General features: G+C 59.9%; 18 protein-coding genes. 9 read left to right on the plus strand and 9 right to left on the minus strand.

Annotation, left to right across the window (positions count from 1 at the left end; translation table 11 throughout):
* Window positions 1-46: 46 nt before the first annotated feature.
* From AB1286_RS21810 to AB1286_RS21820, 3 genes are all read right to left on the minus strand, one after another.
* On the minus strand, window positions 47-1648 hold the full coding sequence (locus AB1286_RS21810; RefSeq protein ID WP_430365332.1) for a DUF2957 domain-containing protein: 1602 nt from the start codon (window positions 1646-1648) through the stop codon (window positions 47-49).
* A 752-nt stretch (window positions 1649-2400) separates the two neighbouring features.
* On the minus strand, window positions 2401-2604 hold the full coding sequence (locus AB1286_RS21815) for a hypothetical protein (RefSeq protein ID WP_430365333.1): 204 nt from the start codon (window positions 2602-2604) through the stop codon (window positions 2401-2403).
* A 151-nt stretch (window positions 2605-2755) separates the two neighbouring features.
* Entirely contained in the window at window positions 2756-3385 is a 630-nt protein-coding gene (locus tag AB1286_RS21820) for a LysE/ArgO family amino acid transporter (protein ID WP_430365334.1), read from the minus strand.
* A 97-nt stretch (window positions 3386-3482) separates the two neighbouring features.
* On the opposite strand from AB1286_RS21820, the gene AB1286_RS21825 reads away from it, so the two are divergent.
* Window positions 3483-4379, plus strand: coding sequence for a LysR family transcriptional regulator ArgP (locus AB1286_RS21825; protein WP_430365335.1), 897 nt, complete (start codon window positions 3483-3485; stop codon window positions 4377-4379).
* A gap of 183 nt (window positions 4380-4562) precedes the next feature.
* The gene (locus tag AB1286_RS21830; RefSeq protein WP_430365336.1) at window positions 4563-5135 is read left to right on the plus strand and encodes a helix-turn-helix domain-containing protein; all 573 of its coding nucleotides are present in this window, start codon (window positions 4563-4565) and stop codon (window positions 5133-5135) included.
* A gap of 92 nt (window positions 5136-5227) precedes the next feature.
* Here AB1286_RS21830 and AB1286_RS21835 read toward each other — a convergent pair whose 3' ends face one another.
* Window positions 5228-6076, minus strand: a complete 849-nt coding sequence (locus AB1286_RS21835) for a DUF72 domain-containing protein (protein WP_430365337.1) — start codon at window positions 6074-6076, stop codon at window positions 5228-5230.
* 84 nt (window positions 6077-6160) lie between these two features.
* Window positions 6161-7219: a LacI family DNA-binding transcriptional regulator gene (locus tag AB1286_RS21840; RefSeq protein WP_430365338.1), complete on the minus strand. Its 1059-nt coding sequence runs from the start codon at window positions 7217-7219 to the stop codon at window positions 6161-6163.
* Window positions 7220-7501: 282 nt separating this feature from the next.
* Here AB1286_RS21840 and AB1286_RS21845 point away from each other — a divergent pair, with 282 nt between their 5' ends.
* The 5 genes from AB1286_RS21845 to AB1286_RS21865 are packed head-to-tail and all read left to right on the plus strand — an operon-like array spanning window position 7502 to window position 14244.
* A complete protein-coding gene (locus AB1286_RS21845; RefSeq protein WP_430365339.1) occupies window positions 7502-8794 on the plus strand; it encodes an extracellular solute-binding protein in 1293 nt (430 codons plus the stop codon).
* Window positions 8795-8845: 51 nt separating this feature from the next.
* On the plus strand, window positions 8846-9775 hold the full coding sequence (locus AB1286_RS21850) for a carbohydrate ABC transporter permease (RefSeq protein WP_430367280.1): 930 nt from the start codon (window positions 8846-8848) through the stop codon (window positions 9773-9775).
* Window positions 9772-10617 carry a carbohydrate ABC transporter permease gene (locus AB1286_RS21855; protein ID WP_430365340.1) on the plus strand — a complete coding sequence of 282 codons (846 nt, stop codon included), beginning with the start codon at window positions 9772-9774 and terminating at the stop codon, window positions 10615-10617. Before AB1286_RS21850 ends, AB1286_RS21855 begins: the two co-directional genes overlap by 4 nt.
* 7 nt (window positions 10618-10624) lie before the next feature.
* Window positions 10625-11791 (plus strand): ABC transporter ATP-binding protein, encoded by a 1167-nt coding sequence (locus tag AB1286_RS21860; RefSeq protein ID WP_430365341.1) that lies wholly within the window; start codon window positions 10625-10627, stop codon window positions 11789-11791.
* Between the two features lie 32 nt (window positions 11792-11823).
* The gene (locus AB1286_RS21865) at window positions 11824-14244 is read left to right on the plus strand and encodes a glycoside hydrolase family 3 N-terminal domain-containing protein (protein WP_430365342.1); all 2421 of its coding nucleotides are present in this window, start codon (window positions 11824-11826) and stop codon (window positions 14242-14244) included.
* Between the two features lie 257 nt (window positions 14245-14501).
* Here AB1286_RS21865 and AB1286_RS21870 read toward each other — a convergent pair whose 3' ends face one another.
* Genes AB1286_RS21870 through AB1286_RS21885 form a run of 4 tightly spaced genes read right to left on the minus strand, consistent with a single transcriptional unit; the run spans window position 14502 to window position 17132 of the window.
* Complete coding sequence (locus tag AB1286_RS21870) at window positions 14502-15758, minus strand: MFS transporter (RefSeq protein ID WP_430365343.1); 1257 nt, start codon at window positions 15756-15758, stop codon at window positions 14502-14504.
* Window positions 15755-16084: a hypothetical protein gene (locus AB1286_RS21875; RefSeq protein ID WP_430365344.1), complete on the minus strand. Its 330-nt coding sequence runs from the start codon at window positions 16082-16084 to the stop codon at window positions 15755-15757. The genes AB1286_RS21870 and AB1286_RS21875 overlap by 4 nt, the downstream gene beginning before the upstream one ends.
* Before the next feature lie 2 nt (window positions 16085-16086).
* Window positions 16087-16650 carry an isochorismatase family protein gene (locus AB1286_RS21880; RefSeq protein ID WP_430365345.1) on the minus strand — a complete coding sequence of 188 codons (564 nt, stop codon included), beginning with the start codon at window positions 16648-16650 and terminating at the stop codon, window positions 16087-16089.
* Window positions 16651-16679: 29 nt separating this feature from the next.
* Window positions 16680-17132 (minus strand): MarR family winged helix-turn-helix transcriptional regulator, encoded by a 453-nt coding sequence (locus tag AB1286_RS21885; protein WP_430365346.1) that lies wholly within the window; start codon window positions 17130-17132, stop codon window positions 16680-16682.
* A 371-nt stretch (window positions 17133-17503) separates the two neighbouring features.
* Between AB1286_RS21885 and AB1286_RS21890 the strand changes: the two genes are divergently transcribed.
* Together AB1286_RS21890 and AB1286_RS21895 are read left to right on the plus strand one after the other, a co-directional pair.
* On the plus strand, window positions 17504-17725 hold the full coding sequence (locus tag AB1286_RS21890; protein ID WP_430365347.1) for a DUF6434 domain-containing protein: 222 nt from the start codon (window positions 17504-17506) through the stop codon (window positions 17723-17725).
* A 197-nt stretch (window positions 17726-17922) separates the two neighbouring features.
* Window positions 17923-19974: a M3 family metallopeptidase gene (locus tag AB1286_RS21895; RefSeq protein WP_430365348.1), complete on the plus strand. Its 2052-nt coding sequence runs from the start codon at window positions 17923-17925 to the stop codon at window positions 19972-19974.
* The last annotated feature ends 3 nt before the right edge of the window (window positions 19975-19977 follow it).

Below are 19977 nucleotides of genomic sequence, written 5' to 3' on the forward strand. Positions count from 1 at the left end.
GGCGGCCGGTTGGCGCTGCCGACCGCCTCGTGAAGCGATACCACCCTTACTGTACGAACGCGCCAATCGTGAAGAACGGGTTCGGTAGGCCGGTGCCGTTCATGAGCACTGCGAAGACATTGCCGACCTTGATCAAATAGCCCGTGTCGCCCGTTTTGAAGACGGTGGCGGCACCTGATGCGAAGTTGTTTTGCGCGGTGACTTTGACGAGTCCGGGCTGCGTTTGGGTGTAGTCCAGCGTGAAATTGGTCGCGGCCGTCGACGTGAACGGATTGAGGAAGGCGGCGCTCGTGCCTTGGAAGATCGTCGACGTGTAGTTGACGCCCGGGTTCGTGGTCGTCGTATCGTCCAGACATGCGCCCTCGTAGACCATCGGCGAGGTCGAGGTCGGACCGTTCGCTGTGACGATGCCGCATGCCGTCACGCTATTGGCGCCGATGAACGCACCCTTCAATGACGACGCAGGGATGGCTTGCACGGAGGCGAGCAGCGAGATGCCCAATTGATCGTCGACTGTGGAATCCAACAGGGTGGCACCTGCGTGAGCGTATCCGACGCGGATAACGACCGGAACGATCTGACCGTTTAGCAACCCCGCGATCATGATGCCGTGAGCCTGGTTCCCGCCAAACGCAGCCTGCAATATGCCGGCCCCGACGACGGGATAAACGTTCGCGCCAGCAATGAGGTTCTCGGCACTGGTAAAGACGTTGTCTTGCGATCCGTCCGCGTTGGTTCTCAGTGTCCAGTTGCCCCCTGTCGTGGGACACGACGTATAGGACTGTCCGCTATCGGGCGTACATGACCCATCACTGTTCATTGTCTCGGCGAGTTGAATGCCGTCCACCTGCCAGCCAAGGTAGTTTCCGCCCGGGTTGGCGGAATTTGTTTGAAAGCCGCCGCCCGACGGCGTGAAATGGATGCCGAGTTCGTTGTAGTGTCCAGCGACCTTGGAAAAATCGGTGACAGTTTGGCTGAATGCGACGAACGGATAGTAGTCGAATGTTTTGCTCGGTACGGTGGCTACGTAGATTCCCGGCGCTGGCTGCAACCCCGCGAACGCCACCGTCGACCCTGGAATCCCCCCGCCCACAATCCCGTTCCCGACGAACAGCATCGGCGGATCGTTCGGATTGATCGCGACTTGGTAGCTGCCGTCGGCTGTCTGCCCGTTCTCGAGCACAAACGCGCACCGATTCTGCTCGGCCGTGGGCAGCTTTAACGGTGTCGTGGCCACGCCTTGCGCGTTTTTGATCTGGTATTGATCGGCGTTCTGGAAATTGCCCGTGATCGTCAATCCGGCGCGCGTCGTGTTGACTTGCCCGGCCGACGTGGGCACTTCAGATTCGATGAACGTCATCTGATACTGCTTTTTCGACGTGTCGAACTTGACTTTGATGTACTCGCCGCTGCCGGAGCCGCCGGTGTAGGTGGTCGTGTAATCGAGCGTGGCCGGACACAGCACGGTGGGCGGCGAGGGCTGCGTCGTCGCGCCCGAACCCGAACAGGCATTGCTCGAACACGGCGCGGTCGCGATCGGTGCGGGGTCGTCCGACCCACCGCCGCCGCAACTGCTCGTCACCAGCGCGACGGCCAGGGCGCCGGCTGATGCCGCAAAAATGGAATAGATGCGCGCGGTAGGCGCCATAGTGTGTCTCCATGCTTCGCAGTCGGCCGAAGTGAGCGCTGGAACAATCGACGGGTATCCGCGCTGCGCGCTTTTCCCGTTTCACGTAAAGCACTGACTCCGATCCCGCGAAGCTCGCGATATGGAATGGGTGGATATTTACCCTCAATTGGCATATCGAGGGCAGCGGGCGTTACCTTACGGGTGTCTCGCGATTTGTGTAAATAGAGACGCGGATCCAAACGACTTTTTCTAAATTGTTCAATATTTACGCGGGTTTGAGCGATCGTTTAAAACGGTCGACAATGTGAGATTTCACCCCATTCTCATGCGGATTGAGTGAATCTTTTCGAGATGTGCGCGAGACGGACCCTTCGGTTGCGGGCTTGGCTATAGGCCTGCGGCGGGCGGGAAGGCAAAGGCGAGATGGCGGAATCGTCGTGAAAAGCAGCCGACAAAGGCGGCTGCACTTTTTTGGTTTCTACGTGAAGTAGACTCCTTTCGCATGAGCGTATTGCATGTGTCTTCGCGGAATGACCCTCGAGATCGCATGTTGGATCCTCTCCCGTTGAGAGAGGGTTGTTAATGAGAAGTTTAATATGTTTAATGGGTATCGAGGCTTCGATGATTGGCTGTCGATTTCAGTGAGGGCGCATGAAATCGATTTAGCTTGCGCTGCAATAAACAGCGATGTTTCGCATTCCCGCTCAATGTGTGAGGACATACTCATGCCGGCCGCCCATTGGCGACCGGCAGTGAGTGTAATGAAGGGGTCAGACCGAAGGCAGTGCAGCCCTTGGGGTGGGCTTCGGCGCAGAAGGCGGCGGTGCGGTATGGTCGACGACCTTTCCTGTGGCGGCAACGTCGCCGTCCGCCGTGTCCGGTCGCACGACGCGACCGTCCTTGAGAATCACGCACATCGCGATGAGCAGCGCGAGCGCAACTGAACAAAGTGCAAAGTAGCCGACGATCTTCATGAACGGGATCTCACAGCCGTGGGTTGCGTATAGCCGAGCGCAAACGATTGCGGTTGCCCGTTTATAGCACGATCCTGTGACAGTTCATGAATCCAAACGTTTAGGTGTCCGATCTATTGGGCGCGGCGGGCCTCAGGGTGGACGATTCGCGTCATCGCAGTTGCGCCGCCGCGACGAACAGCACCATGCTGCCGATGGCGCCGTCCAGTACCCGCCAGGCGGTTGCCTTGCGGAACAAGGGCGCCAAAAGCCGCGCGCCGTAGCCGAGCGAGACGAACCAGAGCGGGCTGATCGTCATTGCGCCCAGGGCGAACGACAATCTTGCGCCTTCCGGTTCGCGTGCGCCCGCAGTGCCGATCAGAAGCAGAACGTCGACATAGACGTGCGGGTTGAGCCAGGTGAAGGCGAGTGTCATTAGGACTACTGACCAGCCGCTTTGCGCTGCCGGCGGATTCGAAGGCGTTTGCTGACTGGCCACTTCCATGGCCGCGTGGCCGGGGCGCCATGCACGCCGCAGCGTGGATAGGCCGAACCATGCGAGGTAGGCTAGGCCTCCATACAAAACGAATTCCACGACGCGCGGGTAGCGCGTGGCGAGCGCGGCCGCGCCGCCTACGCCGGCGGCAATCAAGATGAAATCCGACACCGTGCATAGCACCACGATCTTGCCGACGTGCGAGCGCATGATGCCTTGACGAAGCACGAAAGCGTTTTGTGCGCCGATGGTGACGATAAGCGAGGCGCACAGCGCCGCGCCGTGTGCGTAAGCGATCCAATTCATGATGAGGCGGGTAGACGATGCTAAGGGATGGCGTTAGTCTGCATGCCGGATGGGTCTAAGAACAGCTAATTCGGCTAACCGCGATTAAGGAATGCTAATGATCGACTATGCTTTGCTCGATGCGCTTGCCGCCGTTGTGCGCCACGGTTCGTTCGACCGGGCGGCTAGTGAGTTGAACGTGACGTCGTCGGCGGTCTCTCAGCGCATCAAGCTGCTGGAGGAGCGAGTCGGTAGTGTGCTCGTCAAGCGCGGGCAGCCGTGCGTGGCGACGGCGTCGGGCGCCTTGCTGTGCCGCCATACGGAGCGAGTGCGGTTGCTCGAGGCTCAACTGGCCGACGACATGCCGTCGATGGCGGGCAGTCTGCTTGGCCAGTCGTGGCCCACGCTACGCGTGGCGGTCAACGACGATAGCGTGGGTACCTGGTTCGTCGATGCCGTCGCCGCGTTTTGCGCGGAGCGCCGGATGCTGCTGGATCTCGTCATCGACGATCAGGACCATACGGCACAGCGCATCCGCGACGGCAGCGTACAAGGCGCCGTGACGACGCAGGCCGAACCTGTGCAGGGGTGCCGCTCGGTGCGGCTGGGCAGGATGCGTTATCTGGCTGTCTGTTCTCCGTCGTTTTTTAAGCGATATTTTGGGGACGGAGTCAACCGCGAGGCGCTGCGCCGAGCGCCCTGCGTGGTGTTCAACCCGAAGGATGCATTGCAAGCGCGGTTCATGCGGCGCCTGACGCGAGCGGAGATCGACCCGCCGCAGCACTGGCTGCCGCATGTCGGCGGCTATCTACGCGCCTGCGTGACGGGACTCGGCTGGGGTATGTGTCCGACGCAAATGCTCGAAGCATCGCTCGAGCGCGGCGAGCTCGTCGAACTCGCGCCGGGCCGCCATCTCGACGTCGATTTGTATTGGCAGAGCTGGCGTTTGTCGATCGGTTGGCTGGACGAATTCAGCGCGGTATTGAAACGGCGCGCGGGCGAATTCCTGGATTAAGGGCGCGGCGGTTGTAAGCTACGGTAAACCCTCATAGGTTTCGTCCTTTTGCGTATTGCGTTCGTATTCTGGCACCATAGAGTGCTTTGTCTACTTCGGAAGGACGTTGCGCGAAGACGCAACGGGCGCCTAGCGCCACACAACTAGCGGTCTTCCCCAACCACTGCGAGCAGTGCAATTCCTATGGTTTTGAACGTCGAAAGCGCCCGCCAAGCTGCGGATTTAGGCAGCAAGATCCGAGCGCTGCGGCATCGGCTGCATAAAACGCTTGATGAAACGGCAACGGTAGCGGGTATCTCTAAGCCGTTTTTGTCGCAAGTCGAACGCGGCCTCGCCACCCCGTCGCTGACCTCCCTCGCCGGTATTGCCACGGCGCTCGGCGTCACGCTCCAGTACTTCGTGGATACGCCGAGCGAGGAGCGCTCGGTGCGGCGCGCGGGCCAGCTACGGTTTTTCAGCTTCGCCGATTCGACGGATCTCTTCGCCCGGCTGACGAATTCGTCGGTCGGTAGTCAACTTGAAAGCATTTTGGTTCGCTTGCCCGCAGGGCAACCGTCGGCCGAAGTGACGACGCACGCAGGCGAAGAGTTCGTCTATGTCATCTCGGGCGAGATGTCCTTGACGTTGGAAGGCAAGACTTTCGTTCTTTACGCCGGCGATAGCGCGCACTACGAATCTACGGTGCCCCATAGCTGGTCCAATACGGGCAAGGTCGAGACGACGCTCGTTTGGGTCGGCACGCCGCGGCTTTTCTGACGGGGCGAATTCGCTCGGCGCCGGGGCCTTCTTTTCTTTTGTTTGGCGGCTGACCCCGCTAAGCCCCGGTTCGAGACGCGACCGAAGATCGCCTACGTGTTCGCGACGCGCTCGATGAGCGCCATCCCCGCTAGCGGGTTGCTGGCTTTGTAGCCGCTGATCACATACAGATAGACATCGCGTGGGGCGGGCTCGGGCGCCGTTTCTTCGACCCTGCGCAAATCGTCGGGCTGCGCGCCGGCCGCCCACTGCTGCGCGCGTGTCGCCCAGGCGTCCAAATCCCGTGCGGCGTAACCGAGCGTTTCCGTTTCGGCCGTCCCCATGATGCGTGCATAGACGAAGGGGGCCGTGACGTCCGCAATCTGCGGATAATCGCTGTCGCCGGCCATGACGATGGCAACTTCGTACTCGCGGGCGAGCGATATGAATTCAGGGTGCGCGAAGCTTTCGTGTCTGACTTCGACGGCATGACGGATCGCGCGTCCATCGATCTTGTTCGGAAGCAACTGTAAGAATGCGTCGAAATCTTCGGCGTCGAATTGCTTCGTCGGCGCGAATTGCCAGTTGATCGGCCCCAGTTTGTCTTTTAGCGCGAGCACGCCGCTCGAGAAAAAGCGCTCGACGGAATCCCCCGCCTCGGCCAATACACGCCGATTCGTAGCGAAACGCGGCGCCTTCAGCGAAAAAACGAAATCCTCGGGCGTCTCGTCGTGCCACTTCTCGAAGCTCGTCGCGCGTTGCGTGCCGTAGAACGTGCCGTTGATCTCGATCGAGGTCAGCTTGCGGCTCGCGTATTCGAGTTCGCGCTTTTGCGTGAGGTCGTTCGGATAGAAACGGCCCCGCCAGGGCTCGTAAGTCCAGCCGCCTATGCCGACGCGAATCCGCGCGGCGGGATACGTGGTTTTGCGGGCTCGAGGCTTAGCGCGATGCGAATCGGTCATAGTCGCTCCGTCTTGGGCGCCGGGGGGGAGGGCGGCGCACCTCGACGGATTGTAGTGCGATGCGCGAGGCGTTGCCCGCAAGTACTACATTCTCGCTCGATGACGCGCCGTTAGAGGGCGCGAGGCGGCCTGACGCGGGGCTGGCCCCGTCGATTGCCTTGCGATGAGTTCGGTCGGCAGCACGATCCGCGGCGCGATCGCATCTTCGTTGTCCATCTGCGAGAGCAGGGTGTTCACGGCCGCACGCCCCATCTGCGCGAACGGTTGACGTATCGTCGTCAAGGGCGGGTGCACTTGCGATGCCATCGGGATGTCGTCGAAGCCGACGACGGAAAGGTCGTGAGGCACTTTGAGGCCGTGTTCGCGCGCCGCCGCAATCACCCCGAAAGCGCTCAAATCGTTGACGGCGAAAATCGCGGTGGGCGGCTCCGGGAGCGCAAGCAGGGTGCTCGCGGCGTCAAAGGCCGTCATCTGCGAGAGATCGCCTTGGGCGATGAGACTCGGATCGCTCGGCAGCCCGAGCCGAGCCAGTGCATCGAGGTATCCTCGCCGCCGATCGCGAACCCCCTCGATGGATTCGTCCCCGGCCACGAAACCGATGCGAGTGTGCCCGAGTTGCGCCAAGTGCTCGATGGCACGCACCGCGCCGCCGTAGCTATCGACCGAAATCGACGGAAACCCGTCGAGGCTGCACCGCTGATCGATCGCGACCACGGGTACGCCCGCCGCGGCAAGCGCATTGAAGTAGGTCGATTCGCGCGGCAAGATCGCGACAACGCCATCCGTAAATTGCTTGATCAATCCCAAGACCGACCGGTGCGAATGCCGATCCTCGTCGAACAGCGTATAGACGAGCGTTTCGTATCCTTGCGCACGTGCGGCTCGCCCGACGCCGACGACGAGCTCGCCCACGTAGTGATTGTCGAGTACGGGCGTCATGATGCCGATGATGCCGTTGCGGCTGCCGGATAGTTTCTGCGCGCTGCGGTTGACGACATATCCGATGTCGGCCGCGATCTTCAATACTTCCTCACGCGTCTCCTGAGAGACGCCGGGCTTGTCGTTGAGCGCGCGCGAGGCGGTCATCTGGGAGACGCCGGCTATTTTCGCGACCTGCGCAAGGGTCGGTGCTTGTTTGCTCATGTTCTTCATTGCGAGCTGCTGTTCGGTCCACTGACTCCGCAAGCATCTGTCGGCGATTAAAGCCAGGACGACGATAGCGGTAACGTCATCTTATCAGGACTGTACCGAAGGACGGCAAGTATGCATTCGGCTCAAGTGTGCCGCGAAAAAGGGCCTCGAAAGCCAAAAACCTTGGCCGGGTAGGGCGACGGGTAAACACGAATGGCATCCTTATTCGACGAAAAATAACATCGAATAACGTTAGCGATAACGTTACCGCGGTACATAACGATGGAGACATGGATGCTTGCAGGCAAACTAAGCAAACTCGTGCGTGCCGCAACGTACCTCGCGGCGATATGGACGCTGTCGGCCGGCATCGGCCACGCGCAGTCCGACAAGGTGATCGTCGAGTGGGATCACCAAACCGGCGGAAACGAACCGAGCAACCTGCAAGCAGCGGTCGCGCGGTTCGAGCAGGCCAATTCCGGTACCAAGGTCGAGTCGTCGCATGTCCTCAACGATCCCTACAAGGCGAAGCTGAAGATCGCCTTCGGCGCTTCACAGCCGCCGTGCGTATTCGATACGTGGGGCGGCGGCGGGCTGCGGGAGTATGTGAAATCCGGGCAAGTGGCCGACCTCACTCCTTTCCTGAAGCAGAACCAAGCGTTTGCGGACCGTTTTCTTCCGACCTCCTGGACGGCGGTCACGACCGACGGAAAGATCTATGGCATTCCGGAAGAAAACATCGCCGTCGCGGTCGTTTTCTACAACAAAGCGCTTTTCCAAAAATATCGCCTGAGCCCGCCTACCACTTGGCCCGAGTTGATGAACGTGGTCAAAGTGTTCAATGCGCACGGCGTCGCCCCCTTCGCGCTGGCGAACAAGAACAAGTGGACCGGATCGATGTACTACATGTACCTCGTCGACCGCCTGGGCGGCCCAGGCGTATTCCAACGCGCCGCGACCGGAGCCGCAGGCGGCAGTTTTGCCGACCCGGTATTCGTCGAGGCGGGTAAATACATCCAAGACCTCGTGAAAGCCGGCGCATTCGCTCCGGGGTACAACGGGCTCGACTACGACATCGGCGGATCGCGCCGACTGCTGTATTCGGGTCGCGCGGCGATGGAATTGATGGGTACGTGGGAGGCTTCTACGATTCGGAAAGAAAATCCGTCGTTCTATCAAAATCTCGACTTCTTCCCGTTTCCGAGCATACCGGGAGGCAAAGGCGATCCGCGCGATGTCGTCGGGACCGTCGGCGATAGCTTTCTGAGTATCTCGTCGCAATGCCAGGACAAAGCTGCCGCATTCCGGTTGATCCAAACGTTGACCGACGATGACGCGATGAAAGGACGCGTGGCCGACGATCGTATTCCGCCCATTAAGAACGTCGCGCTTACCGATCCGTTGATGAAACGCGTGCAGGCGCTGATCGAACAGGCGCCGAGCGTACAGCTCTGGTACGACCAAGAACTGACGCCGCGTCTCGGCGAACGACACAAGGATCTCGCACAAGCGCTCTTTGGCCTGTCGATCACGCCTGAAGCGGCAGCGCAGCAGATGCAAGAGGCGGCGAAAAGCGGGACCCACTGATTAGCTTCGATCGACTGAATGGACTGAGAGCCGGAGGTGGTCTTGAGTACCGTGGCGGTTGAATCCGACGTATCGAAGGTACCGAATCGGCAGCGCGCAATCGGATCGCATTGGTTCAGCATCGTCGTTCTGCTCGCGCCCTCGATGCTGTTGCTCGGCGTGTTCCTGCTCTATCCGCTCTTCGGCAGCTTTCGGTTATCGCTGCTCGATTGGAACGGATTGGGCAACGGCGCACGCTACGTGGGCCTCGCCAATTGGATGCACCTATCGCATGACACGGTGTTCTGGAAGGCACTGTGCAACAACCTGCTGCTGGCGCTGTTCTCGGTCCTGATCCAATTGCCGATCGCACTTGTACTTGCCGTCATGTTGGATAAGGCGGGAAGGGGATCGAGAGTATTGAAACTGCTCTATTTCCTGCCTCTGCTGATGTCGAGCGTTGCAATCGGCGTGTTGTTCAAGAACGTCTACGATCCGAATTTCGGCCCTTTGAATGTGGGCTTGCGTGCGATCGGACTCGATTCGCTTGCTCAAGATTGGCTAGGCGATCCGCGCTTTTCCCTGGCATCGACCATCGCCGTTATCTGTTGGCAGAATATTCCCTTCTACATGATTCTGTTTCTCGCCGGCCTTTCGTCGTTTCCCGCCGAGTTAAGCGAAGCGGCGCGACTGGACGGCGCCTCCGAATCCACGATCTTTTGGCGCATCAAACTCCCGCATCTGCAAGGCACGATTCGCACGGCGACGCTATTGGCCGTTTTAGGCTCGCTCAGGTACTTCGATCTCGTGTTCGTGATGACAGGCGGTGGCCCCGACCACGCGTCCGAACTCATGGCGACCCTCATGTACAACAAGGTATTCAGCTCGTTCCAGCTCGGCTACGGAAGCACGATCGCATCCGCGATGTTCTTGATCGTTGCGCTCGTTGCCGCCGCCGCCATGCGTGCGACGCAACGCTTTTCGCAAAAGGTCGGATCATGATCGCCTTGAGAATCCGAGAGACGGCGCTGGGCAAGCGCGGCGTGTCGTACTTTCTTGCGTTAGTTTGGCTGGCCGTTACCACGCTTCCGTTCCTCTTCGTGATCGTCACCAGCTTGAAGTCGCAAGAAGAGTCCTTTTCGAGTTCGGTGTGGGCCTTGCCCCAGCGCGTCGATTTTTCTCAGTACGAATCGGTCTTGCAGGGCCCGTTCTTCACGTACCTACGCAACAGCTTCTTCGTGGTCGGTGTCTCGGTGCTGTTGATCGTCGTTCTGAGTTCGATGGCCGCCTATGCCTTCGCGCGGCTCGACTTTCCGTTCGGCAAAACGTTGTTCGGGCTCGTGGTCGCGGCGATGATCGTACCCATCCACGCCACGTTGGTGCCGATTTATCTCCTCATTCGGAATATCGGCTTGTACGACTCCGCCTTCGCTTTGATCGGACCGTACGTGGCATTCAGTCTGCCGATATCGATATTCATCCTGACGGAGTTCATGCGGCAGATCCCGCGAGAGTTGGAGGAGGCCGCCTGTTTGGACGGCTGCGGCCCGCTCAAGATCTTCTGGCGCATCTACTTTCCGCTATCTACGCCGGGGCTCGCTACCGTAGCTATCTACAACGCCGTTGCGCTTTGGAATGAGTTCATCTTCGCGTACGTGCTGACGTCGACGCCGGGACACCGCACGCTGCCGCTCGCGATATGGGATTTCCAGGGGCAGTATTCATCGAACGTTCCCGCGATGCTGGCGGTCGTCACGCTCACCTCGTTGCCGTTGATTGCGGTCTATGCGTTCGGGCAAGAGCGCGTCATCAAGGGAATGATGGCGGGCTCGCTAAAGGGTTGATCACATCATGGCAAGCATCAGTCTACGGAACGTTTACAAGGCGTATCAGGGCAATTCGGCCGTCGTTCGTCAGGTCGATTTAGAAATCGATGCCCATGAGTTCTGCGTATTTCTGGGCCCCTCCGGTTGCGGAAAATCGACCTTGCTTCGCATGATCGCTGGGTTGGAGCCAATCACCTCGGGCGAGCTCAGAATCGACGGCAAGCTGGTCAACGACGTTCATCCATCGAAGCGCAACGTCGCAATGGTCTTCCAGAACTATGCGTTGTATCCGCATATGAGCGTCTACGAAAACATGGCGTTCGCGTTGCGCCAAGCAAAACTGGACGGCATGGCGATCGATCGGAAGGTTCGACAGGCGGCCGCCTCCTTGCAGCTCGATCATCTTCTGGAACGCAAGCCGGCGGCGCTTTCCGGCGGACAGCGGCAACGTGTGGCGATCGGTCGAGCGATCGTGCGCGAGCCCGGCGTGTTTCTGTTCGACGAACCGCTCTCGAACCTCGATGCCGCGCTGCGCGTTCAGACCCGCACCGAGATCGCTCGGCTGCACCGCGAATTCCATCAGGCGAGCGCCATCTACGTCACGCACGATCAGACCGAAGCGATGGCGCTCGCCGACAAGATCGTGTTGCTGCACGCCGGTGCCGATATGGAACGCGACGGCAGCATTGCGCAAGTCGGATCCCCGCTCGATCTCTATCACCGGCCGAAGAACAGATTCGTGGCGGGGTTTATCGGGTCGCCGCGAATGAATTTCCTGCGAGGCAAGGTCGTCGAGGCAAATGCGGGCGGCGTGCATTTGCGGCTGCCGGGCGGAGAGACACTTGCGGCATCGGTCGACGGGCGCAGCATCCAACCCGGCTCTGAAGCGACCATCGGCATTCGTCCCGAGCATCTCGCGATTGCCGTTAGCGGAACGAATAATCAAATCATCGGCGCGCAAGCCCGGCTCATCGAACGATTCGGCGAATGCACCTATTTGCATGCCGCATTCACAGAGCAAGGCGATGCGCACGTCGTCGCCAAGCTCTCCGGCGACGTCGATGTCGAGCGTGGACGGCCAGTCGCGCTTTTCGCCCCGCCTCATGCATGTCATGTCTTCGACGACAACGGTCTTGCGCTGCCACGGCTCGCGGGCATCGAGCGCACTGAAATCGTCACGTCCAACGTCTGATCGGCCGTCCATTTACCTACACGAGAGTATCCATGGCAATCGATATTGCTGAACAACCGGCACGCTATCGCGATGCGACAGCCCCTATCGCCGAGCGCGTGGCCGATTTGCTCGCACGCATGACGCTGCAAGAAAAAATCGCCCAACTACATGCGGGTTGGCTGAAGCTATCGGCGGACGGCAACCACACTTGGCGCCTCTCCGATTTCGCTCAGCGCGAGACAGGCATTACCGTCGATCGGTTGCTCGAGCACGGCCTCGGACAGATCACGCGGCCGCTCGGCACGCACACGGTGGAGGCGCGCGAGGGCGTTCGCGCGTTCAATGCATTGCAGCGCAGGATGATCGAGCAGACGCGTCTCGGCATTCCCGTGATGTCGCACGAGGAGTGTCTCGTCGGGCTCATGATCGAGGGGGCGACGCTGTTTCCCGCGCCGCTCAACTATGCAGCGACATGGGACGCGGATCTGATCGAGGAGGTGGGGCGCGTCATCGGCGAACAGGCGAGGTCGATCGGCTGTCACCAAGGCCTCGCACCGGTGCTCGACGTCTCACGCGATCCTCGCTGGGGGAGAACCGAGGAAACGTTCGGCGAAGATCCGTATTTGGTCGGCGTCATGGCCACGCGTTACGTCTCGGGACTTCAGGGCGAGCGCCGAGATTTGCTCGCGACGCTTAAGCACTTCGCCGGACACTCGGCAAGCGAGGGCGGCCGAAATCATGCGCCGGTTCACATCGGGCCGAGAGAATTCAACGACGTGTTCTTGTTGCCCTTCGAAATGGCGGTGAAGCTGGCGAACGCCGGTGCGGTCATGCCCGCTTACCACGACATCGACGGTATTCCTTGCCACGCCGATCAGGTGCTGATCGAGGGCACACTGCGTCGAAAGTGGGGATTCGACGGATTGGTCGTGGCCGACTATGCCGGCGTCAATTTGCTCTATTCGCACCATGGCATTGCCCATGACGCGGCCAAAGCGGCGGCATTGGCGTTCAATGCCGGGCTCGACGTCGAACTGCCGGGACACGAATGCGCGCTGCATTTGGAAACGGCGCTCGATCGTGGCGACATCGACATATGCGTCATCGATGCGGCGGTCTCTCGCGTCCTGACCGCGAAGTTCCGGCTCGGGCTATTCGAGCACCCTTATGCAGACCCCGACGGCGTGAACGTGAGCGGCGCGCAGGCCGCGGCCGTTGCGCGTCGCGCCGCGCTCGAGTCGATCATCCTGTTAAAGAACGACGCGATGCTGCCGCTAAGCGCCGACGCTCATGCGAGCATCGCCGTCATTGGTCCGACGGCCGATGACCCGTTGGCGCTACTCGCGGGCTATAGCTTCCCGGTGCATTTGATTACGGCGGGGGAGGATGCGCGCTCGCCGGTTAAGACCCCTCGGCGGGCATTCGAGGAGAAGTTTGGAAGCGAACGTATCGTGTATGCCAAAGGGTGCGACATCATTCGCGAGCGCCGCGCCGGCACGCCGGTTTATCCGGGCGACGTGGACATGGCGCGTGCGGTGGGAGAAGACCGGCAGACACCGATCAGCCGCGACGTCGGGCAAATCGACGAGGCGGTTCGCGCGGCTCGATCCGCCGACGTGGCGTTCGTTTTCGTCGGCGATCTCTCGGGGCTGTTTCAATCCGGCACGGTGGGCGAAGGCTCGGACACCGATAGCCTCGATTTGCCCGGTGTACAGCAGGCGCTATTGAGCGCGGTGGTGGCGAGCGGCACGCGGACCGTCGTCGTGCAGACAGGCGGGCGTCCTTACAACCTTGGCGGTCTGGAAGATTCGGTGGCCGCTCACATCCTTGCCTTCTCTCCGGGCGAAGGAGGTGCCGATGCGCTCGTGGCGCTGATTTCCGGTGCGGCCAATTTTAGTGGGCGGCTGCCGTTGTCGATTCCGAAGAGCGTGGGTGCGGTGCCCTATGTGTATAACCACAAGCTCAAGAGTGCTGGAACACCGGTGGCCTATCACTTCGGCTCTCGCTATCCGTTCGGCTTCGGCCTCGGCTATACGCAGTTTCAATACGCGGCGCTCGAATGGGTCAATAAGCAGGCCGATATCGGCAATGGACAATTCGAGTTTACGTTCGAGCTTAAAAACGTCGGAGACCGCGATGGGACCGAAGTAGTTCAGGTCTACGTGGCGGATCGCGTCGCGTCGGTCGTTCGGCCTGTGCGAGAACTGAAAGGATTCCAGCGTGTGTTCGTTCCCGCCGGGGCGCGCCGTACCGTGCGCGTTTTATTGCCGGTCGATATGCTCAATTTCACGAACGGGCGAGGCGAGCGCATCGTTGAGCCGGGAGAGTTTCAGATCATGATCGGCAGCTCGAGTCGGGACATTCATTTGAGTGGGCTGGTGGTCGTAGAGGGGGACGCCGCTCGCACGCTCGAGCGGCATTGGCGAATGCTCTGCGACGTTTCGGTAATGGACGTTGCGGCCAGCCGCTGATTGCGCGGCGATTCGGGGCGCAAGATCTGTCAGTGGATGTGGCAAGGCTGGTTGATTAGTGCCCTTGACGCCGGCGCGATGCCGGGCGCAGGGCGAACTTCCGTGTGCGGCCAGGAACCGTCATTCAGACTGCCGTCGCGAACGACCGCTGCTCACTCCGCGGGGGACGGAGGTAATAGGGAAACCCCTACTCTAACTCGGCGGCGGCTTGGCTAGTGGGGCGGTAGCGCCCGTTGTGTCGCTCGCGTCGTTCAACATCAACGAGAATTGTGTCCCTCGGGAAGTTCGTCCCGCCGAGGCAGATGAATCTGCCGGGTTATGACGTAGATGGCCACGATAGCAGCGGCGAAGCCTGCTGCCGCGCCGACGCCGAGCGCCCAGCGTGGGCCCAGATGATCCGCCACCCAACCCACGATAGGCGCGCCGATCGGCGTACCCCCGAGCGCGATACCCACGCGCAGTGCCATCACCCGTCCGCGCATGGCAGGTTCTGTCGAGAGCTGCATCAGGCTGTTGGTCGCGTTGGTAAAGGTCAAGGCGGCTACGCCGATGACGACCAGCGCGCCGGCGAACAGCCAGTAGCCCGGTGCGATGACGGCCAGCGTGCAGCCGAGTCCGAAAATCGCGGCACCGATCAGCAAGGACATGAACCGTGGCCGATCGCGGCCGGCGGCAAGCAGTGCCCCCGAAACGGTACCGATGGCCATGATCGACGACAGGAGGCCGTAGCCACTTGCATCAGCGTGGAAGACGCTGACGGCCATGGTCGAGATGAAGATCGGGAAATTCAGTCCGAACGTACCGATCAGGAAAAGCATGACCAGGATCGCCTTGAGGTCCGGTCGGGCCCGTACATACCGCAATCCCTCAGTGAGACCACCCTTGGTCCGATGTGCCCGTGTGTTTGCGTGCAGACCGGAGATGCGGAGCAGAAACAGGGAGGCCAGCACCCCGACGAAGCTGGCGCCGTTGAGCAAGAATGCCCAGCCGGTGCCGACCGAAGCGATGACCAGACCGGCCGCCGCCGGCCCGATCATTCGCGCTGCGTTGAATGAGGTCGAGTTGAGCGCGACCGCGTTTGGTAGATCAGCATCGCCGACCAGTTCTGCCACAAAGGTCTGGCGCACGGGGGCGTCAAAGGCCGAGGCGCAGCCGGACAGAAAGGCAAATACGTAGACGTGCCACAGCTGGACGACGCCGATGACGGTGATAATTCCCAGCGCTAACGCAAGCACACCCATCGCCGCCTGGGTCGCCATCAGGAGCTTGCGCTGGTTGTAGTGATCGGCCGCGAAGCCGGTCCAGGGGAGCAACAGAAGCTGTGGCCCGAACTGGAGCGCCATGACGGTGCCCACGGCCGACGCATTGTGATGCGTGAGCTGGGTCAGCACCAGCCAGTCCTGGGCCGTGCGTTGCATCCACGTTCCCACGTTGGAGACCAGCGCACCAACCGCCCAGATGCGGTAATTGAAGTTCTTCAGCGAACGGAAGATGCCCGTTGCTGCTGCACTCACGAATGTTCCGGCGTATTGCCGCCGTGGAAGCGGCCAAATAGCCGCGCGGAAAGCAGCCCAATGGCCAGGATGCCGAGCCCGAATGCGACGGCATCGCTCGTGCTCCTCAGGTCGAAATCACCGATGTGACAGATGAGCGCGTAGCCGACGATCAGATTGAGAAACCCCCAGAGCACATTCACGGTCGATGAGGATAGCCCTTGCCCCGGCGGTTTTGCGAACGGACTCTGGAACCGTTCTCCCTTCACGCCGGCGACAAAGTGCGGCACAGCGTTCGTGAGAAAGGCGCCGCCGAAGAAGTAGGAGACGAGATGAAGCCATTCCATTTTCAGGCGCTCCTCGTTGCCAGCAGATCGATGATGTCTTGAGCCGTACCCGTTTCACCCAGCCTCGGGAAAACGTTCTTAATGCTGTAGTCGTGCGCCTCGGGACGCATGTCCGTCATGGCGTCGAGGGCCAGGGTCACATTGAATCCCTGCTCGTATGCCTGACGGGCTGTCGCCTCGACGCCGGTCCCTGTGGCGACGCCGGTGACAACGACCTGGGTGACGCCCAGTGCTTTCAGCCGGTCTTTGAGGTCGGTGCTGGCGAATGCGCCCCAGGTTCGCTTCGTTACGACGATGTCACCGGACCTCCGATCGAGTTCGGGGATGAAGTCTGTCCATCCAGCGGGGAACGATTCGCTGCGACGTGGCCGCTCGGTGCGGCCCGGTGCTACGCCAGCGACGTTGACCAGCACGACCGGCAAACCGTGCTCACGGAACGCATCGATTAGTGCACGCGCGCGATCTACGATTCCCTCGATGGGATGGATGAAGGGCGAATCGACGATGCCTTTTTGCAGGTCAACGATGATAAGGGCGGTGTTCGGATCAAGCCTGGTGAGGGCCATGTTAATTCCTGAAACGGGCTGGGAATAGCTCAGAAGTCCGCGAGGCGCTGTAGTAGTTTCACCGCAGCCGCGAGTTCGCTTTGTTCCTTGGGGGACAGTTGTGCCTGTAGGGCACGGACCAGCCAGTCCTCTTTGGCGGCCCGACTCTCCTTGAGGGTTTTCCTGAAGCCAGGCGTTAAATCGATGAGGGTTTGCCGGCCATCGGTCGGGTCGGGTTTGCCGTTTATGGCGCCCATCGCCTCCAGACCGGCCACCGTGATGCGCATGGACTGCGGGCGCACACTTTCCGCCCGCGCGAGGGCGGAGACGGTTGCGGGCCCGTCGCGATCCAGGCGGAGTAGCACCGACTTCTGAGCGGATGTGAAGTCGCCCGGATGCGCCTGCTCCCGCAGCCGGCGGATCAATTTGCCTAGGGAAATGCGCAGTTCACCGGCCAGGGAGGCGGCTGATGGCGCTTCGGATGTGAGTGATGACTTGACCATGCACCCACCATACCACAAGAACAGAAAAACTGTACAGATAAACTGTATTGATAGCGGTGATAGACGACTATGCGCTTTCAAGACATGCAGGCCGACCCTGGGGCTTTCCTTCTGGACGTCCTCTCGGCATTCGCCCCGCACTTCCGGTCATGCATGACCGGAAGCTTTACTGCGGATAACGGTCATTCATCGCCAAGAGGGCATTGACGAATATGGGTCGATGACAGAAGCTCTCCCGTCGAGGGAGCGGCAGCGATCACCGGCACACGGCGGACTTCCGTGTCCGGCCAACTTCGGCCACTCGGCGCTGCGGGGTAGATCTGTAACAATAGCTACGCTCTTCCACAGCAACTCCTAAGAAAGGAGCCTCCATGACATTTGATTGGCACCGAGGCCCGATTAACCGGGCCACGAAAATTGACGAAAATTACAAAAATACCCAGAGCGTTCGTCGGTTTCTGAGGAATGAGTGTGGTGAGGCATTCAGGTTCGATCGATCCTTTATGGCTTGGATTAGAAGCGGGGTACCAAAGAACATGGGGGAGGTGGCAGACGAATGGATTAGGTTGCGCAAGGCCGACCTGGAAACTTAGCTGCCATTTTCCTGAACGTATCAGGCCGCACGCGGCTAGGAACAAAAATTGCGATCTTTTGCCGAAAGGGGACGCTCGACTCTATAGAGTGATTGGGAAGTTTTTATACGTACCGGTCTGAAGCCTTTCTTCTGAGAGCGCGCCTATGAGTAAATTGGCGTAATATGTTCAGTCAGGTCAGCATCCCCTAATTTGCTATGAAACAAAATCCGCTGCTCAAAGATTGGAACGAGGCAAGTCAATTCCCACTTTTTCATAGCATAAGACCCGAGCATCTAAATCCTGCAATTGAACATCTTGCGGCGGAGCAACTCGCTCGCCTTGACGTAATTGCGGCATGTGCAGACGCACCTACATTCGCAAACACGGTTCTCCCATTCGATCACGCATCTGGCCATATCGATCGCGTCGAAGCGCTGTTGGAAATATTAGGTTTGACGGTCTCGACCGACGAGCTACGGGCCGTCGAAGCGACGGCGTCGGCCAGGCTCGCCCGGCATCGCGTTGAGGTCCTTCGCCATAAGGGCTTCTTCCGGCGCCTCGACGAGCTATACCGGGAGAGACATGCCCTAGGTCTTGCCGACGATGAAATGCGCCTGCTCGAACAGTTGCAACGGAACTACCTCCGCGCCGGCATTGCATTGAGCGAAGCGGATGGAACGCGACTGGTTGTCATCAAGGAGCAACTTGCCGAACTGGGCGTCCTGTTTCAGCGTAACCTGATGTCGGCTACAGATGCGTTCAAACTCATCCTCACAGATGAATCCGAGTTGATTGGTCTTCCTGAATTTGTCCGGAGCACGGCACGTCGGGAAACTGCGGACGCAGTATCGGCCAGCTACGTTTTTACATTGATTCATGCGAGCGCTACTTCGTTCTTGACCTATTCTTCCCGGCGAGATTTAAGAGAAACTTTGTGGCGAGCCTGGATTGGTCGCGCCCGCGACGGTGCGTTTGACAATCGAGAAATTGCCAGCGAAATGGTCCAGCTGCGCCAGGAATTGGCCCACTTGCTCGGGTATAAGAGCTACGCCGCTTATGTGCTCGAAGATAGGATGGCCGGCTCGCCCGAGAACGCGCTTTCATTGCTGAACAAGGTCTGGGCTCCTGCGAAGGCGCTGTGCGGCAGCGAACTCGCTGAACTCCGAACGTTGGCGGCTGAACTAGGGGAGCCGACTGATATTGAGCCGTGGGACTGGCGCTATTTGTCCGCCAAGCTTCGCGACAGGCGTTTCAATCTGGATATGGCATCGGTTAGTCAGTACCTCGAGCTTGAAGCCCTGATTGGCGCCGCATTCGACTGCGCAAATCGGCTTTTCGGATTGTCGTTTCATGAAAGACACGATATCCCCTTGCATCACTCCGATGCTCGGGTCTGGGAGATCCGTCGCGATGGCTGCACGAGTGGCTATTTCGTCGGTGACTATTTCGCCCGAGAACGTAAACAGCCGGGCGCGTGGGAATCGGAATTCCGATTGCAAAGCGGGGGCGACACACCAACGTTACCGATTGCAATCAATAGCGTATCGGCTGTTCGGGACCATGCCGGTCGGGCGCTACTCGATATCGATCAGGCAACAACCGTGTTCCACGAATTCGGACATGCGCTGCACAGTCTGCTCTCGGACGTACGGTTCTACCAGCAATCCGGCACGCGTGTTGCCCGTGACTTTGTCGAGTTACCGTCGCACTTATTCGAGAACTGGATCTGGCAGCCGGAAGTACTAGCGCGTCATGCGAGGCATGTCGAAACGGGGGAGCCGCTGCCGCCCGAAGTTCTTGCTCAGATCTCGGCTTCGCGCATATTCAATGAGGGATTCGAGCTCGTACGTTATTTGGCGCCTGCGCTGATCGATATCGCACTGCATAGCGTCGAGGACGTACGATCCATCGATATCGAGGCATTCGAGACTGAGCAGCTCGCCGCATTGGGCGCAATCCCGCAGGCGGACATGAATATGCACCTGTGGAATTTCCGACACATTTTCTCGGAAAGCGGCTATGCCGCCGGGTACTACGGCTACCTTTGGGCACAGGTATTGGAATCCGACGTCTTCGAGGCGTTCGAGGAGGCCGGTGACCCATTCGATGTGCAGACGGCTCAACGTTTGACCGCATGCTTGCTGAGTCGAGGTAATTCAGTTGAGCCAGGCGCTGCGTTCCGCAACTTCCGGTCTAGAGGCCCCGATATCGGGCCACTGGCTCGAAGGCGAGGATTCGCTCAGTGGCTGAGTACCGCAAGTGAATAGCTT

It is taken from the genome of Trinickia sp. NRRL B-1857, from assembly GCF_050470685.1.
Classification (GTDB): domain Bacteria; phylum Pseudomonadota; class Gammaproteobacteria; order Burkholderiales; family Burkholderiaceae; genus Trinickia.

Coding starts and splice junctions, on each gene's coding strand:
- AB1286_RS21810 (WP_430365332.1), bottom strand. CDS start 1,648: ATGGCGCCTACCGCGCGCATCTATTCCATTTTTGCGGCATCAGCCGGC.
- AB1286_RS21830 (WP_430365336.1), top strand. CDS start 4,563: ATGGTTTTGAACGTCGAAAGCGCCCGCCAAGCTGCGGATTTAGGCAGC.
- AB1286_RS21820 (WP_430365334.1), bottom strand. CDS start 3,385: ATGAATTGGATCGCTTACGCACACGGCGCGGCGCTGTGCGCCTCGCTT.
- AB1286_RS21875 (WP_430365344.1), bottom strand. CDS start 16,084: ATGGAATGGCTTCATCTCGTCTCCTACTTCTTCGGCGGCGCCTTTCTC.
- AB1286_RS21845 (WP_430365339.1), top strand. CDS start 7,502: ATGCTTGCAGGCAAACTAAGCAAACTCGTGCGTGCCGCAACGTACCTC.
- AB1286_RS21890 (WP_430365347.1), top strand. CDS start 17,504: ATGACATTTGATTGGCACCGAGGCCCGATTAACCGGGCCACGAAAATT.
- AB1286_RS21840 (WP_430365338.1), bottom strand. CDS start 7,219: ATGAGCAAACAAGCACCGACCCTTGCGCAGGTCGCGAAAATAGCCGGC.
- AB1286_RS21880 (WP_430365345.1), bottom strand. CDS start 16,650: ATGGCCCTCACCAGGCTTGATCCGAACACCGCCCTTATCATCGTTGAC.
- AB1286_RS21895 (WP_430365348.1), top strand. CDS start 17,923: ATGAAACAAAATCCGCTGCTCAAAGATTGGAACGAGGCAAGTCAATTC.
- AB1286_RS21815 (WP_430365333.1), bottom strand. CDS start 2,604: ATGAAGATCGTCGGCTACTTTGCACTTTGTTCAGTTGCGCTCGCGCTG.
- AB1286_RS21885 (WP_430365346.1), bottom strand. CDS start 17,132: ATGGTCAAGTCATCACTCACATCCGAAGCGCCATCAGCCGCCTCCCTG.
- AB1286_RS21860 (WP_430365341.1), top strand. CDS start 10,625: ATGGCAAGCATCAGTCTACGGAACGTTTACAAGGCGTATCAGGGCAAT.
- AB1286_RS21855 (WP_430365340.1), top strand. CDS start 9,772: ATGATCGCCTTGAGAATCCGAGAGACGGCGCTGGGCAAGCGCGGCGTG.
- AB1286_RS21865 (WP_430365342.1), top strand. CDS start 11,824: ATGGCAATCGATATTGCTGAACAACCGGCACGCTATCGCGATGCGACA.
- AB1286_RS21835 (WP_430365337.1), bottom strand. CDS start 6,076: ATGACCGATTCGCATCGCGCTAAGCCTCGAGCCCGCAAAACCACGTAT.
- AB1286_RS21825 (WP_430365335.1), top strand. CDS start 3,483: ATGATCGACTATGCTTTGCTCGATGCGCTTGCCGCCGTTGTGCGCCAC.